Genomic DNA, 14,496 nt, shown 5'->3' with positions numbered 1-14,496 from the left:
TCGATCCCTTGGCTCACCCTGGCGAGGGCATCACATGCAATTCACTGCTCGTCTTCGGAGCGCTGAACGCGCCAGGCCTGCACGGTTTCTTTCAGGGAGGCACGCGCCTCATCGGGCAATACCCGTCGACGCACCAGTACTTCACCAACAAACATCACAGCGATCAGGGGCCCACCCAGCAAGGTTGCAAACGCCGACCACGCTGGCAGTGGCGCCCAGAGAAACAAACCCACGGAAACCACCACCATGCCCGCAAAGAAGACGCTCCAGGCCAGCGTGACCTGACGGGTGTAGCGCTGCTGGTTCTCACTTAAAACGCCACCATGCACGCGCCGCGCCATTTGCGTCACCAATGACTCGCCAGGCCCGACGAGGGTTCGCGCAAAAAACACCGCCAACAGCGAGTAAACGCCCATGTGCTCCAAAAAATACAGCACGGCTATGCGCTGACTCAGCAACGGCCACAACAAGGCCAGCAGCCCGACCAAACCCAGGGTGAGGCCGGCAGCCAGCCAGCGCGGCCTCATGCGCCACAAGCCCAGCCCCACCACCAGGCTCAGAGGAGCCAATGCCAAAGCAGCACCCCAACCTGACGCCTGACCACTGGCGCTGTTGAAATAAGACGCGATGGCCCACGCCACCGCCAACAAGCCGGCGCCCACGGCGCGCAACACCGGCCACATCGACACGCTCAGACCGTGCGGTGGTTGGCGATGTGCGCCGTCAACGAGCGCAATGAGGAAAAGGTGGCCTCGTTGTTCGCATCATCGGCTTGCATCTGGAACCCGTAGCGCTTGGAGACCACCAAAGCCACCTCCAGCACATCGATCGAGTCAAGATCCAGGCCATCTCCGAAAAGGGATGCATCCGGGTCGATTTCGGCGGCAGCCACGTCAAGGTTCAAGGCCTCCACGACCAAGGCAGACACTTCGGGCAGCAACGCCGAAACAGCGGGAGAAGACAGATCGTGAGGCATAAGGGTCCAGATTGAGCGCCCGCTCGAAACACGATAGAACGCATTTCGGGGCAAAGAACTAAGCCGGCCATTTTACCGGGCGCCTTCGGCGCACTTTGCCTGTTTCTGACAGACATCGGCCACGGGCACCCAATCACGCAGAGCCCCTGCCGTCTCCACCCCGCTTCAGGGGCGATGACCACAAAAAGGCTGGCTGCAGCGTCAAGTGGTTGCGCGACGAAAGACCGTTACACCTTTCTCCGGACCCGCAGCATCCTCCGATGCATGGCCGAAACCGGGCATTTGGCCTGCGCAGGCCCTCGTCGGTCCTGTGCAAACAGCGATACTTGAGGGATGCAAAACAATATCAGTACCCATGATGTGGTGGTGCTCGGCGGTGGTCTGGCTGGCTTGACCCTCGCTTTGCAACTCAAACTCAGGGATCCCGCGATCAACGTGCTCGTCCTGGAGCGCCGGGCGACCCCTGCGCCCGAAGCCACACACAAGGTAGGGGAATCCAGCGTCGAAATTGGCGCCCACTATTTCGGCGAGGTACTGGGGCTCAAACACCACCTGCAAAAGCAGCAACTGCGCAAGTTTGGTTTTCGTTTTTTCTTCTCCGAAGGACGCCGGGATCTCGAACAGGTCACTGAAGTGGGTCCCAGCCGGCATTTGACGATGCCCAGCTACCAGATCGACCGCGGCATTTTCGAGAATTACCTGGCCGAAGAAGCCCAAGCCCGCGGCATTCAGCTCATCACCGGCGCCACAGTGCGCCAACTCACGCTCACAGAGGCGGGTCAGGGCCCGCAGGCGCCGCACGAGGTGGCCTACACCCAGGCAGACCAGACCCATACCGCCCGGGCAAGGTGGGTGGTTGACGCGTGTGGACGCGCCGGCCTGATCAAACGCAAGCTCGATCTGGCCGAACCCAACGGCCACGCCTGCCATGCCGTGTGGTTTCGCATCAAAGACCGCATCACCCTGGACGAATGGAGCGATGACCCCGCATGGCGTGAGCGCTGCACGCCTCAGACGCGCTGGCTGTCCACCAACCACCTGATGGGCGCTGGCTACTGGGTCTGGTTGATCCCCCTGTCTTCCGGTTCCCATTCCATCGGCATCGTGGCCGATCCGGCGATCCACCCCATGGACCGCATGAACACCTTTGACAAAGCCATGGAATGGCTTGCCGAGTTCCAGCCTTTGCTGTTCGATGCGCTCGAACCCCGACGGGAGCTGCTGCAGGATTTCGCCTTTTTCAAACGGTTTTCCTATGGTTGCAAGCAGGTGTTCTCGGCAGACCGATGGGCCCTGACTGGCGAAGCAGGGCTATTCATCGATCCGTTCTATTCGCCCGGCAGCGATTTCATCGCCATCAGCAACACCTACATCACCGAACTGGTTGCCCTGGATCGACAGGGACAGCGCCTGGGTGCGCGCGCCTCGGCCTTTGATCAGATATTCCACTCTTTCTACGAAGGCACTCTGGCGCTGTACCAGGGGCAATACCCCATTTTTGGCGATCCCGAGGTGTTGCCCGTCAAGGTGGTCTGGGATTACACCTACTACTGGGGCGTGCTGGCGCAGTTTTTCTTCCACAACCGCCTGACCGACCTGTCCAGCCTGGCCGCATTGCGCAGCGAGTTGAACCATTGCCAGCAACTCAACCTGTCCGTACAGACGTTTCTGCGCGCCTGGTCAGAGGTCAGTGAAAAACGCAACCCTGCGGTGATGCTCGACCAGGTGCAGATGCCCTGGTTCGCCGAACTCAACAGAAGCCTGGGCGACACACTGGATGCACCCAGCTTTGTCCAGCGCATCCGCGATGCCAACGCACGACTCAGCCGGCTGGCGGCAGAAATCGTTCAACGCGCCCAGGCAGACCACCCAGATCTGCCCGCCTTTGACCTCACACCGCTGCGCCGATCAACAGAAGCCACACGCAGCGCAGCGAACCTGTCGCCCGAAGGTGATTTCGAAGCCATGCTGCCCAGCGCCATGGCCGAGACCTGATCAGGCGGGCAAGCAGACAGCCTGGCGAATTATCATCCTCACGCGCGGCGCACACAGCCGCGCCGTCAAGGGACACGACACTTTAAATCCGCATGACCCCAGCCTCAGAAACTCCCACGGTCAGCACCTGTGATGTGCTGGTGATTGGCGCCGGACCCGCCGGCTCAACGATCTCCGCTTTTTTGGCCGAGCAAGGACACCAGGTGGTCTTGCTTGAAAAGGCCCACCACCCCCGCTTCCACATTGGTGAGTCCCTGCTGCCCGCCAACTTGCCGCTGTTCGAACAGATGGGCATCGCCGAAGAAGTCAAAGCCATTGGCATGTACAAGCACGGCGCCGAGTTTGTATCGCCCGACCACGGTTGGATTCAACGATTCGGCTTTGACGAGGCCTGGGACAAATCGATGCCCCACGCCTACCAGGTTCCCCGGGCCGAGTTTGACCACATCCTGATCAAGAACGCTGCCAACAAAGGTGCCGAAGTGCGCGAAGGCCACAAGGTGACCGGTGTGGCTTTTCATGACGACAACGACGGTGCAACGGTCACGGCCCGCTGCGACGATGGACTTGAGCACCAATGGCGGGCCCGCTTTGTGGTCGATGCCTCAGGCCGGGATACCTTCCTGGCCAACCGCTTCAGAATCAAGGAGCGCAACCCCCGCCACAACAGCTCTGCTGTGTATGGCCACTTCCGGCACGCGGTGCGAAACGAAGGCGCCATCGAGGGCAACATCGCAGTTCATTGGTTCGAGCATGGCTGGTTCTGGTTCATTCCACTGGCCAATGGGCTGACCAGCATCGGCATGGTCACCTGGCCTTACCATATGAAAACACGCGGCCAGCGAAGCCTGGAGCAGTTTTTCCTCGACAACATAGCCCAGTCGCCCGCACTGCATGCGCGGCTGGCCCAGGCTGAGCTGGTCAACAAGGTCGAGGCGACCGGCAATTTCTCATACTTGTCGAAGCGCTGCCATGGCCCCAACTACCTGATGCTGGGCGACGCGTTCGCCTTTGTTGATCCCGTGTTTTCGTCGGGCGTCTGGCTGGCCATGCACAGCGGCGTGGTCGGTGCACAAACCATTGACACCTGCCTGCGAGAGCCGCAGAAAGCCAAGGCGGCCCTCAGACGGTTTGACCGCGTCATGCGCCATGGGCCCAGGGCCTTTTCCTGGGTCATTTACCGAATGACCAATCCCATCATGCGCGACCTCTTGATGGGTCCACGCAACATTTTCCGTGTCAAGGAAGCGCTGCTTTCCGTGCTGGCCGGCGACATTTTTGGCAAAACGCCCATCTGGCCATCGGTTTTCGCATTCAAAACCATCTATTACGTTGGCAACATCATCCAGCCTCGCCGTTCTTACGCTGCCTGGAAGCGCCGTCGTGTCAACATCCGCCCTGTGGAAGATCCTTCCCTGTACAACGCCTGATCCTTATGCACGTCATTGACCGACCCTCCTTTCCCCGCAAGCTTTTTGCGACCGCCGGCATTGTTGCCGGTGGCCTGTTCGGCGTGGCCGCACATGCGGCCGACGAAAAGCCCTTGTGGGAGGCCGGGCTGGGTGTGGCGACCGTGAGCTTTCCCGCTTACCGCGGGTCGGACCAGCGCAGCCAGTTCGTTTTGCCCTCACCCTATTTCATCTACCGCGGTGAATTTCTCAAGGCCGACCGGGAAGGCATGCGTGCCGAGTTGTTTGAATCTGACCGACTGGAGCTCACCGTCTCGGGCGCCCTGTCGCCCCCGGCGTCCAGTGACGACATCCTGGTCAGGGCCAACATGCCCGACCTGGATGCCAACATCGAGTTCGGACCACAGCTCAACGTCAAACTCTGGCAGGCGGAGCATGGCGCGCGTCAACTCAAACTGCTCCTGCCACTGAGGGCTGCTTTTACGCTCAACAGCCAGCCCAAGAGCATTGGCTGGGTATTTCATCCCAAGCTGAACCTGGATGTGGGCAGCCTGCCAGCCCTCCCGGGCTGGAATATCGGGCTGCAAGCCGGCGCCCTGTTTGGTGACCGCCGTCAACACCAGTACTTTTACGGCGTCGACGCCCCATACGCCACGGCCGATCGCCCAGCCTATGCCGCCCGCGGAGGTTTTGCGGGCATGCAGTACCTGGTGGGCGTGTCCAAGCGCTATGACAGCCACTGGGTGGGGGCCTTTGTCCGTTATGACAACCTGAGTGGTGCGAGCTTCGCCAACAGCCCCCTGGTGCGCACCAAGAATTACGTCGCCGCCGGCGTGGCCATTTCCTGGATCTTGGGCGAGTCCTCAACCCGCGTCTTGGCCGATGAATGAGCAAAGACCGTTCGCCGGGGCTTTGTGGACCGTCTACGAACACGTCGCCATGGTGGTGGGGCTCGGCAGCCTGGGACTGCTCTGCCTGATCTGGCTGCCCTTTGCCATGGTGCTGCATTGGCTTTTGCCACGCCGTCTGGGCCAGCGCATTGGCCGCTTCATGGTCTCCTTTGGGTTTCGCCTGTACCTGCGCATCCTCACCACGTTCTGCGCCTGCCGCCTTGATTTGTCCGAACTGGACCGGCTCCGCGGCAACGGCCCCCTGATCCTGGCGGCCAACCACCCTTCCCTGCTGGACGCGGTGCTCATCGTTTCGCGCCTGCCCAATGCGATTTGCATCATGAAGGCCAGCCTGATGGACAACCCCTTGCTGGGTGCCGCCGCCCGTCTGGCCCGTTATGTGCGCAACGACGGTGCCCTGCCCATGATTGCCCACAGCCGCGATGCGCTGGCAGAAGGCGCTCAGCTTGTGATGTTTCCTGAGGGGTCGCGCACCCAGCGCTTCCCGCTCGACCCGTTCACACCCAGCGTCGGTCTCATTGCCCGCCGCTCGGGCGTTGCGGTTCAAGCCGTTTTTCTGGAGTTTTCCACCCCCTACCTCGGCAAACACTGGCCGCTGTTTCGTCACCCCAGGCTCCCCCTGCACTGCCGCGCCCGTCTGGGACGCCGGTTCGAGGCCACACACGACCACAGCGCCATGACCCAGGAGCTGGAGGCTTACTTCCGGCGCGAGGCGAAGCCCATCTGGACCCCGTCCACCGACCACCCATGACCGAACACCCGAGCCCACCCCCTTCCAACTCGACCCATCTTGTCCTGATTCCGAGCTACAACCCGGGCGCACAAGTCCTGGAAACCGTGCAACAAGCGCGCGCCCACTGGAACCCTGTTTGGGTGATGGTCGACGGCAGCACCGATGGCACCGGCGCACAACTGGAGGCCCTTGCAGCGCAGGATGAAGGCTTGAAGGTCATCGTCCTGCCCCGCAACCGGGGCAAGGGTGCAGCGGTGCTGGAAGGCATCACCCGCGCTGCCGAGGCGGGGTACACCCATGCCCTCACCATGGACAGCGACGGTCAGCATCCGGCCAACCTCATCCCCCACTTCATGGCGACCTCTCTGGCCAAGCGCGGGGCCATGGTTCTGGGCAAACCGGTGTTCGGCCCCGAAGCACCTGCCTTGCGGGTCAACGGGCGCAAGGTGTCCAACGGCTGGGCCAATCTGGAGACGCTGTGGATGGGCGTGGGCGACTCGTTGTATGGGTTTCGCGTGTACCCGATAGCCCCACTGGCCAAGATCATGCGCAACAACGCCTTCATGCGCCGCTTCGACTTCGACCCGGAAGCCGTGGTGCGCCTGTGCTGGGCGGGTGTGCAGCCCATCAACCTGGATGCCCCGGTGCGCTACCTCACGGCCGACGAAGGCGGTGTCTCGCATTTCAAATACCTGCGTGACAACGCCCTGCTCACCTGGATGCACACCCGCCTGTTTCTCGGTTTTTTGCTGCGCCTGCCGCTGCTGATCGCCCGCCGGCTAAGCCACCGTTTTTCCTGACAGCCTGCGAGCCCGATCACTCCCATGAGCACCACCGAGGTCTTTCTGCTGGCCATGCTGCTGATCTTCAGCCTGCCCTGGCTTGTTTGGCGCCTGGGTCGGACCGATCACCTGGCCCCACTCGTGGTGGTGCAGATCCTGGCGGGCATCTTGCTGGGCCCGGGCGTGCTGGGCCGCTGGTTTCCCGACGCCTATGGCTTCGTCTTCACGCCCCAGGTCGTGCAATCTCTCAACGGCATTGCCTGGTGGGCCGTGATGCTGTTTGTGATGATCGCGGGCATCGAACTTGATCTCAAGGCCACCTGGGCACACCGCCGCGAAAGTGGCATCACCGCCGGCCTGGCATTGGGTGTGCCATTGGTCCTGGGCTGTCTGGCAGCGATGTTGATGCTGGCTTTTCCGGGCTGGAAAGGTGGTGGTGCACACCACTGGCAATTTGTCGTCGGCATCGGCATGGCCTGCGCCGTCACCGCGTTGCCCATATTGATTCTGCTGATGGAGAAACTCGACATCCTTCGCCAGCCAATGGGCCAGCGCATCTTGCGTTATGCAAGCCTGGACGACATCTTGATCTGGGGCGTTCTGGCGCTCATCCTGATGGACTGGACCCGGGTGGGCAAGCAACTGGGTTTTCTGCTCGGCTTCGCTGTCGTGACCTTCGCCTTTCGCCGACTAATGGCCAGGCTGCCCGAGACCGACCGTTGGTACCTTGCATTGGTGTGGCTGGCGCTGTGCAGCCTGGGAGCGGACTGGGCGGGCCTGCATTTCATGGTCGGGGCCTTCCTGGCCGGCGCCGTGATGGACGCCCACTGGTTCAACCAGGAACGCATGGACTCGCTGCGCCACCACGTGTTGCTGGTGATCATGCCGGTTTTTTTCCTCTCCACTGGCCTGCGTACCAACTGGAGCATGGGCGGTGGCGAGGTCATTGCCGCTGCTGCACTGCTGCTGGTGGCATCGGTCGGTGGCAAGTTGCTCGGCGTTCATGCCGCTGGCCGCATGCTTGGATGGGCCCCGGGTGAATCTCGTGTGATCGGCTGGCTGCTGCAAACCAAGGCGCTGATCATGATCATTTTTGCCAACATCCTGCTCGACAAGCGGATCATCACCGACGCGAGCTTTACCGCACTTTTGTTGATGGCCGTGGTGAGCACCATGCTGACCCTGCCCATGGTGACGCGCCGGCTTTTTGGCCAACCCGAAAGACCATCAGAGCCTTCGGCCGCTCGCCATTCCTAGCGACAAGCTCAGTTGCAGCCGGTTCGCTCTACCTGAACAGACCCCATCACCACCTTCGCCGAGCGGTCACTGTCTGTACCCCAGGTGGTGGTGCCGCCTGAGCCTGCTGCCAAACGCGCGCGGCAGTGCAATTGAATGCGCAAGGCCCCCAGGAGGTGGTCGGGGGCCCGCAGGCAATACCACCCATTGGGGTTCATCAGCGCGATGCTTGCATCGCCCGTTGCATTGACCAGGGGGTCGACAAGAATCAAGCTGGGATGGTTGGTGACGGATCGATCGCTGGTGGCAGGGCCCGCGCCCGAGAACTTCACCGATGTACTCAAGGTGGTGTAGCGCAGGTGGCTGCCAAAAGGATGGCTGCCCCAGGCAGCCAGGCAGGCATTCAAGGCAAAGGCATCGTCCACGGCCCGTTCACCCGTTTGAGCCTGTGTGAAGCCGACGGTGAGTGCCAGCGACGAAAAAACAGCCAAACGAACAAGGGAGCGGGCGAAGGTCGTGTGGTTCATGTGCGTGGGCTTTCTGGCGGCGATTCGCCCAAACTGGCGCCTGAAACCTTGGCACCATGGATCGCGATCGCATGCCCCTGAATATAGCCCGGCCCTTCGCAGGAAAGAAGCACCACCCGATCATCTGTCCCGATCGGATTCACCCGTTCTCGCCAACCCCCTCAATGGGCCACTTCGGCACGGCGCGGCTTCAGACTTCAGAGCAGGTATGGAACAAAGCGTTTGGTGGTTTTCATGTAGTCACCATAGGCCTCGCCAAAATAGGCCATGCATTCGGCCTCGTCACGCCTGGCTGTGAACCACATCGCCAGACTGGCCAGCACCACCAGGACCGTGGTCCAGGGGTTCACACCTTTCAGGTAGATGCCCCAGGCCAGAAGAATCAAAGCCGAATACATGGGATGGCGAATGAAACCAAAGATACTGGTGGTCACCAGGCGCCCGGTTCTTTCAAATCCAAACAAGGCGTCGTCCTGCCGCAGCTCACTGGTCTTCCCCACCGCCTGCAACGCGCGCAAACCCGAAATGGCGACCACCGGCGACGTGAACAGCAGTGCCCATGAAGCAAGTTGCCGGATGGAAAACATGTTGTCGTGCCACACCGGTGCATTCCACACCAGCAAAGCCAGAATGGCCTCCCAGGCAAAGAACCGGGTGAACCCGTGAGATGTCCGGCTGCGCAGCGATTTTCTTGACAGGAAGGTCAAAACGCCCGACATCAGAATGAAAACCGAGATTTGAAGTGGGAGCCAATTCATCATGTTGTGCAAGGCCTCAGGCCATCCATTGCCACTGACTCCTGGGAACGGGCCCCAGATCAACCCGGCCCACCAGCATGCCGTCAAATGGCTGTTGAGCCAGTTCGGCGCGCTGCCGCAGAACCGCAGCTTCAACAGGCATCTGCGCCATCATCGGACCCCATCCCTCCCATGCGACAAAAGAAGCGTCACCCCGCCATTGCAGATACTGACTCAGCGCGGCCAGCATCTGGCTGGGCTGGCTCTGCAAAAAATCAAATGGCATGGGCAACAACCCCTCCTCACAGGAGCTGCCCACCAATGCCATGGCCCCGACTGGGCCGTGTGTACTGCTCAATCGCAAAACAGCGTGAGGAGACAGGCGATCAATGCCGTTCGCATCGAGGCATTGGCGTGCACCGAACAGCGCCAGTTCAGCCCAAAGGCCGATGCGCCGTGGCCGCTTTCCCAACCGCGCCACAAGGCGATCTTGCCAGTCTGCCGGCAACGAAACGTCGCCGGATTCATCGCCGGGGCAGAATGCCGAAAGGTGGTCGGTCATGGCAGATGCCGCTTCAGAATCAACACGCTGTGCCCCCCGCCAAAGCCAAGGCCAACCAGCAGCACGGTTTGAACCCCGTCGGCGATCAGGGGGCGGGATGAAGACACCACCACCCCGGCCAGGTCAGGCTCCAGCACATAGTCAAGCTGTGGCCAGACACCGCTTTCCAGGCAGGCCAGCAACAGCGCCGTTTCTGCTGCGCATGAGGCCCCCAGCGTGTGCCCCAAAACAGACTTCAACGACACGCACGGCGGCAAGCATTCAAACACGCGGCGCAATGCCGAGATTTCCACCGCATCGTTGACCGGGCTGCCCGCCGCCTGCAACTTCACCAGGTCGATCTCGCTTGCCTGCAAACCGCTTTCGCGCAATGCCGATTGGCAGGCCTCGACCAAGGTGCCTTCGGTGGCGCCTGTGGGGTTGGTGCCATCGACCAAATTGGCATAGGCCAATACGCGCCACACACCCAGTGCACGCTCAAAATCGGCATCGGAAGGCTTGCTCGTGACACGCAGGGCGGCAACCGCCTCACCCAGCACCATCCCTTGTCGGGCCTTGCCCAGTGGTTCCGAGCGTTCGGGTGCCAGCAGCTGCATGGACTCAAAGCCATACAGCGCAAAGGGATTGAAGGTCTCAACACCCACAATCAGGGCTTCGCTGAGTTGCCCCGCCGCGATCTGGCACCGGGCCAGATGCAACGCATTGAAGGCAGAGGTGCAAGCGGTGTTCACGACCACAGGTCGCTCGGACCATCCCTCTGCCCTTGCCAGCCGATGGGCAAAGTCACACAGAGGCAGCCCCTGGTCTGACCCCTGACATGCGCCCCCTCTGTCAAATGAGGAAGATCCGATGAACACGGCCCCACCCTCAGCAGCAGAAGAGCGCGCCCCCTGGCACTCGCCGATCACCGCATGCACCGCATCCATGGCGCGGGCTCGCCAGTCTGAATCGCCAATTCCATTCAAGGCCGCTGCCACCCCTCCCGCCATCAGGTAGTAGGGTCGGCTTTGATCATCTGGCAGCCCCACCCTGTGCGGCTCGGCGACCTTGTGCGCGATGGCCAGAACAGACGCAGCAAGACCGTCCCCCAGGCAAGACCGCAATCCCGCACCGCAGATGAACACATCATTCATGAAACGGCTGTAGCACCGGGGTTTTCCTGGCCCGTCTGTTTTTGCAGGTGAGCGGCCAAATGGGCAATGGTCTCCATGGCCCGGCGCGTCTCTTTGCTGTCGTTCATTCGAACGCCGTAGCGCTTCTGAATGGCCATTGAAATTTGCAGAGCATCGAGCGAGTCGAAATCCACGCGGGCCTTCGAACCAAACAGTGGCTCATCGTCCAGCAATCCGCCAGGCGGCTCCGGCTTCTCGGCGGCTTCCAGCACCAGCGCTTTCAGCGCAGAAAAAAAGGGTTCGTTACGCATTTTTCAAACGGCTGCCTCGCAACAGCAACAAAGCCAAAACAAAGGTCACACCAGCAAACCACAAAAGCCTGGAGGCATAAGGCAACACGGCGCCGACATCTCCCGCACGAAGCAGCACCGTCAGCAAGCCCTCCAGGCCCCAGTTCATGGGGGAGAGTTCGGCCAGTCGTTGCATGAACGATGGCATCACAAACTTGGGCACCATGATGCCGCCAATCGCCGCCATCAGGACGTTGACGATTGGCACAACCGCGCCAGCCTGTGCCGGCGTGCGCACCAAACAGGCCACCAGAATGGCGAGCCCCACCGCTGCGGCGCTGATCGACGCCAGCACCAGCAGCAAGGCGGACCAATGGATGCCGCCCAGCTGCAGCGCGTCGGCACCGAGCAAGGGCATGAGCCAGACGCCGACCGACAGCATCAAGGCCGCTTGCAGCGCGTTGACGCCCAGGTAAGGCAGTACCTTGGACAAAAGTATCGCGTGGCTGGGTACCCCAAAGCTGCGCAATCGCGCCATGACGCCGTTGTCTCGCTCCACCAGCCAAAGCCCCGACACTGCCGACATCACGAAAAACATGCCGAACACCAGCCATGCGGGCACGTTCTGCTGCACCGATGTGGGCTTGATCTGCAAACTTCCTGTGCGCTTCACTTCGACCAGGGGTGTGTTGCTGCCTGACGCACCGGGCGATTGAGCAGCACCCAAGGCCGCTGCATTGCCCGACATGGCCTCAAGCACCACACTGAGTGTGCGCACCTGCACAGCAGACACCAGGCCCGTCAACTGCCCCTGCAATCCGGACAGCAAAGCCTTGTCCATCGTCGGTTCCACCAGCAGGCGAATGGGCGGCGCAACGGTTTCTGCCCCTCTGGCCGCGGAAGCTGAAGGCATCAAGCGCTCCGAGGTATCGGCATCCAGCTGGATCACATATTTCAACTCCCCGGTGAGCAGCGCCTGGCTCCAGTCTGTGGGCAATGCCTGGGCAGCACCGTGCTCCTTGGCCCAGTTATCCAGCAGGATGGGTGCCAACGTACCCGCATCTTGCGAATCCACTGCATAAGGCAACACCTGAATCGGCGGGTTGTAAACATCTTTCAACGCCAGCGACATGATGACGATGAACAGCACCGGCATCAGCAGCAGCGCGGCCAGGCCATGCAGATCGCGCAGCAAGGCGAGCATTTCCTTTTTGATCAGGGCCAGCAGCATGGACATCACTGGTCCCTCAATTGGCGGTCGGTCAAAGCGAGAAATATGTTTTCCAGGGTGGCCCTGCCCACCTGCAGATCGCTCACATCCACATCGCTGCTTTCAAGCAGGGAAATGAGCGCGCTGAGCCTGGCACCGGCATGCAACCGGATCTCAACGGCCTGCCCGGATTGGGCAATCTCTCCAAACGCTGCAAGGGCCGCATGGGTCTGCGAAGGCAAGGCTTCATTCACCGAGAAGCGCACCTCCAGCGCTCCGGCCTGCAACAAACTGGACAGGCTGTCGTAACGCAGAACCCGCCCACCATCCAGAATGGCCACATGGTCGGCGACGGCCTCGATCTCTTCCATGTAGTGTGAGGTGTAGATCACGGCCGTACCTTGCCGCGCCAGCGCCTTGATCGCGTCCAGGATGAAAGCGCGCGACTGCGGATCCACGCCCACGGTGGGTTCGTCGAACACATACAGATCGGGTTTGGGCAACACCGCAATGGCGAGATTCAGACGGCGCTTCAAACCCCCCGAGAGGTTTTTTGCCTGGGTGCCCTGAAACTGGTTCAACTGGGCAAAGTCGAGACTCTCTTGCACCCGCTGGCGCCTTTGCACCGAAGCGAGACCGCAGGCGGCTGAAAAACACCGCAGATTTTCGAGCACCGTGAGCATGGGGTAAAACGCATACTCCTGAGGTGCCACGGATATCCGGGTGGGATTGGCTCTGTGCACCTGAGCAAAGGGTTGACCGTCGATGGTGATGGACCCGGTTTGCACTGGCAAACCAGCCGACAAGTGCGAAATGAGCGTGGTTTTGCCGGCACCATTGGGCCCCAGCAGACCCAGGATCTCACCCCGACTGGCCGTCAGCGACACATCGGTGAGCGCAGCTCTGGAGGTGCCGGGGTATTGAAACCCCAGATGGGAAATCTCCAACAAGGGACGCGTAGTCACAGCCATCGATTTTCGCCAAGCTCAGGCCGTGGTCTTGACGAGCGAACGAAAGAATGCCTCTTCCGCATCCGCCTGCCGTCTGAGCATTTGGGCCAGCTTCCGGGTATCCATCGGGTCGCGCGCCCTGATCATGCGTGCGATGGCCAATGCCAGCGCGCGCCAGCCGTCTCCAATTTCAATCAGTTGATCAGCCGACGCCGCCCAGGCCTTGTTGCCCGCCAGCTCGGCCGCTTCCTGCAAAAAAGCCGCGTAGATGAACCGAAAGCCCGCTCCACCGGTACCGATCTCCTCTTGCATCCGCACCATGTGGCCAACGAAGTCGGCGGTGGTGGCCTCGGTATCCGACAGCTTTTCGAACCTGCGCGCCAGCGAGCGCATGCCCTTCACACCCGCAATCGGCACAGGTGCCAACATGCCGCGGCAGGTTTTCTTGATGGCTTTGCGCAATGCTTCGGGACTGATCTCTGATTGCACTGGCGGTCGATCCATCACATACAGAAGTCCCTTGGGCGCCAGCACGCCTTTGGCAAAGCGTGAACGGTTCAGGTCTTCCACCTTGCAGCGCACAGGGGCCTCGAACACAGGGTCGCTGATCAGGTACTCATCACCCTCTTTTCCGTACACCAGCAGGTTGTGTGCGTTGAAGTGAAAGCGCATCTCTGGCGGGAAATAGGGCAGCCAGTAGACCGATGTCTGCAGTCCCACCACCTTGCCCTGGGCCAGCAGCTGATCCAGTCGTGCCTGCCCACGCTCGGGAGATGAAAAGGTCTCAAATGAGAAATCAACACCCAGGGGTTTGCGCAAACCTTTGATCAGCGATTTGGGCTGGGTCCGGTAGGCGATCAGGGGCAGTCCCGAAAGCTTCACAAAAGGCAGGTACACGAATGCCAAACCAGAGGACAGGCCAAAGGCCATGCTCTCGGACATGTCAAAACCGCTGTGCCGCATCAACGCCGACGCCACACCACTCTCGCAATGTCCGGCGTGTTGATGGGAGAACTCCGCATTGGAGCGCGGGCGTGTTGGGGTCAACATAGATCGGTGTGAAGGG

Annotated in this window: 16 protein-coding genes; 6 read left to right on the top strand and 10 right to left on the bottom strand. The window is 61.1% G+C overall.

Features of this window, described 5'->3' with window-relative positions:
• Nucleotides 1–41: 41 nt before the first annotated feature.
• Nucleotides 42–689, bottom strand: a complete 648-nt coding sequence (locus LPB072_RS08725) for a COG4648 family protein (RefSeq protein ID WP_082877094.1) — start codon at nt 687–689, stop codon at nt 42–44.
• Nucleotides 690–691: 2 nt separating this feature from the next.
• Nucleotides 692–976: a phosphopantetheine-binding protein gene (locus tag LPB072_RS08720; protein WP_066094248.1), complete on the bottom strand. Its 285-nt coding sequence runs from the start codon at nt 974–976 to the stop codon at nt 692–694.
• Between the two features lie 333 nt (nt 977–1,309).
• Between LPB072_RS08720 and LPB072_RS08715 the strand changes: the two genes are divergently transcribed.
• The 6 genes from LPB072_RS08715 to LPB072_RS08690 all read left to right on the top strand — a co-directional run bounded on the left by LPB072_RS08715 (nt 1,310) and on the right by LPB072_RS08690 (nt 8,063).
• Nucleotides 1,310–2,971 (top strand): NAD(P)/FAD-dependent oxidoreductase, encoded by a 1,662-nt coding sequence (locus LPB072_RS08715; RefSeq protein ID WP_066094245.1) that lies wholly within the window; start codon nt 1,310–1,312, stop codon nt 2,969–2,971.
• 92 nt (nt 2,972–3,063) lie between these two features.
• Complete coding sequence (locus tag LPB072_RS08710) at nt 3,064–4,401, top strand: NAD(P)/FAD-dependent oxidoreductase (RefSeq protein WP_066094242.1); 1,338 nt, start codon at nt 3,064–3,066, stop codon at nt 4,399–4,401.
• A 5-nt stretch (nt 4,402–4,406) separates the two neighbouring features.
• Entirely contained in the window at nt 4,407–5,270 is an 864-nt protein-coding gene (locus tag LPB072_RS08705) for a MipA/OmpV family protein (RefSeq protein WP_066094238.1), read from the top strand.
• Nucleotides 5,263–6,042, top strand: a complete 780-nt coding sequence (locus LPB072_RS08700) for a lysophospholipid acyltransferase family protein (RefSeq protein ID WP_066094234.1) — start codon at nt 5,263–5,265, stop codon at nt 6,040–6,042. Before LPB072_RS08705 ends, LPB072_RS08700 begins: the two co-directional genes overlap by 8 nt.
• Nucleotides 6,039–6,824: a glycosyltransferase family 2 protein gene (locus LPB072_RS08695; protein ID WP_066094231.1), complete on the top strand. Its 786-nt coding sequence runs from the start codon at nt 6,039–6,041 to the stop codon at nt 6,822–6,824. The genes LPB072_RS08700 and LPB072_RS08695 overlap by 4 nt, the downstream gene beginning before the upstream one ends.
• Before the next feature lie 24 nt (nt 6,825–6,848).
• Nucleotides 6,849–8,063, top strand: coding sequence for a cation:proton antiporter (locus LPB072_RS08690; RefSeq protein ID WP_066094228.1), 1,215 nt, complete (start codon nt 6,849–6,851; stop codon nt 8,061–8,063).
• Nucleotides 8,064–8,071: 8 nt separating this feature from the next.
• Here LPB072_RS08690 and LPB072_RS08685 read toward each other — a convergent pair whose 3' ends face one another.
• The 8 genes from LPB072_RS08685 to LPB072_RS08650 form a co-directional block, all read right to left on the bottom strand.
• Nucleotides 8,072–8,569, bottom strand: coding sequence for a hypothetical protein (locus tag LPB072_RS08685; protein ID WP_066094225.1), 498 nt, complete (start codon nt 8,567–8,569; stop codon nt 8,072–8,074).
• Between the two features lie 197 nt (nt 8,570–8,766).
• Complete coding sequence (locus LPB072_RS08680) at nt 8,767–9,330, bottom strand: methyltransferase family protein (protein WP_066094222.1); 564 nt, start codon at nt 9,328–9,330, stop codon at nt 8,767–8,769.
• A gap of 13 nt (nt 9,331–9,343) precedes the next feature.
• Nucleotides 9,344–9,868 (bottom strand): hypothetical protein, encoded by a 525-nt coding sequence (locus LPB072_RS08675; protein ID WP_066094219.1) that lies wholly within the window; start codon nt 9,866–9,868, stop codon nt 9,344–9,346.
• Entirely contained in the window at nt 9,865–11,001 is a 1,137-nt protein-coding gene (locus LPB072_RS08670; RefSeq protein WP_066094216.1) for a beta-ketoacyl synthase N-terminal-like domain-containing protein, read from the bottom strand. The genes LPB072_RS08675 and LPB072_RS08670 overlap by 4 nt, the downstream gene beginning before the upstream one ends.
• Nucleotides 10,998–11,291, bottom strand: a complete 294-nt coding sequence (locus tag LPB072_RS08665; protein WP_066094214.1) for an acyl carrier protein — start codon at nt 11,289–11,291, stop codon at nt 10,998–11,000. The genes LPB072_RS08670 and LPB072_RS08665 overlap by 4 nt, the downstream gene beginning before the upstream one ends.
• Nucleotides 11,284–12,507: an ABC transporter permease gene (locus LPB072_RS08660; protein WP_231943472.1), complete on the bottom strand. Its 1,224-nt coding sequence runs from the start codon at nt 12,505–12,507 to the stop codon at nt 11,284–11,286. The genes LPB072_RS08665 and LPB072_RS08660 overlap by 8 nt, the downstream gene beginning before the upstream one ends.
• Nucleotides 12,507–13,451: an ABC transporter ATP-binding protein gene (locus tag LPB072_RS08655; RefSeq protein ID WP_231943471.1), complete on the bottom strand. Its 945-nt coding sequence runs from the start codon at nt 13,449–13,451 to the stop codon at nt 12,507–12,509. Before LPB072_RS08655 ends, LPB072_RS08660 begins: the two co-directional genes overlap by 1 nt.
• 15 nt (nt 13,452–13,466) lie before the next feature.
• Nucleotides 13,467–14,480 (bottom strand): BtrH N-terminal domain-containing protein, encoded by a 1,014-nt coding sequence (locus tag LPB072_RS08650; protein WP_066094208.1) that lies wholly within the window; start codon nt 14,478–14,480, stop codon nt 13,467–13,469.
• Nucleotides 14,481–14,496 lie beyond the last annotated feature (16 nt).

Source organism: Hydrogenophaga crassostreae (assembly GCF_001761385.1).
GTDB classification, from domain to species: domain Bacteria; phylum Pseudomonadota; class Gammaproteobacteria; order Burkholderiales; family Burkholderiaceae_C; genus Hydrogenophaga; species Hydrogenophaga crassostreae.
Note: the sequence above shows the minus strand (reverse complement) of the source record. Positions and strands in the feature narration are given on the sequence as shown.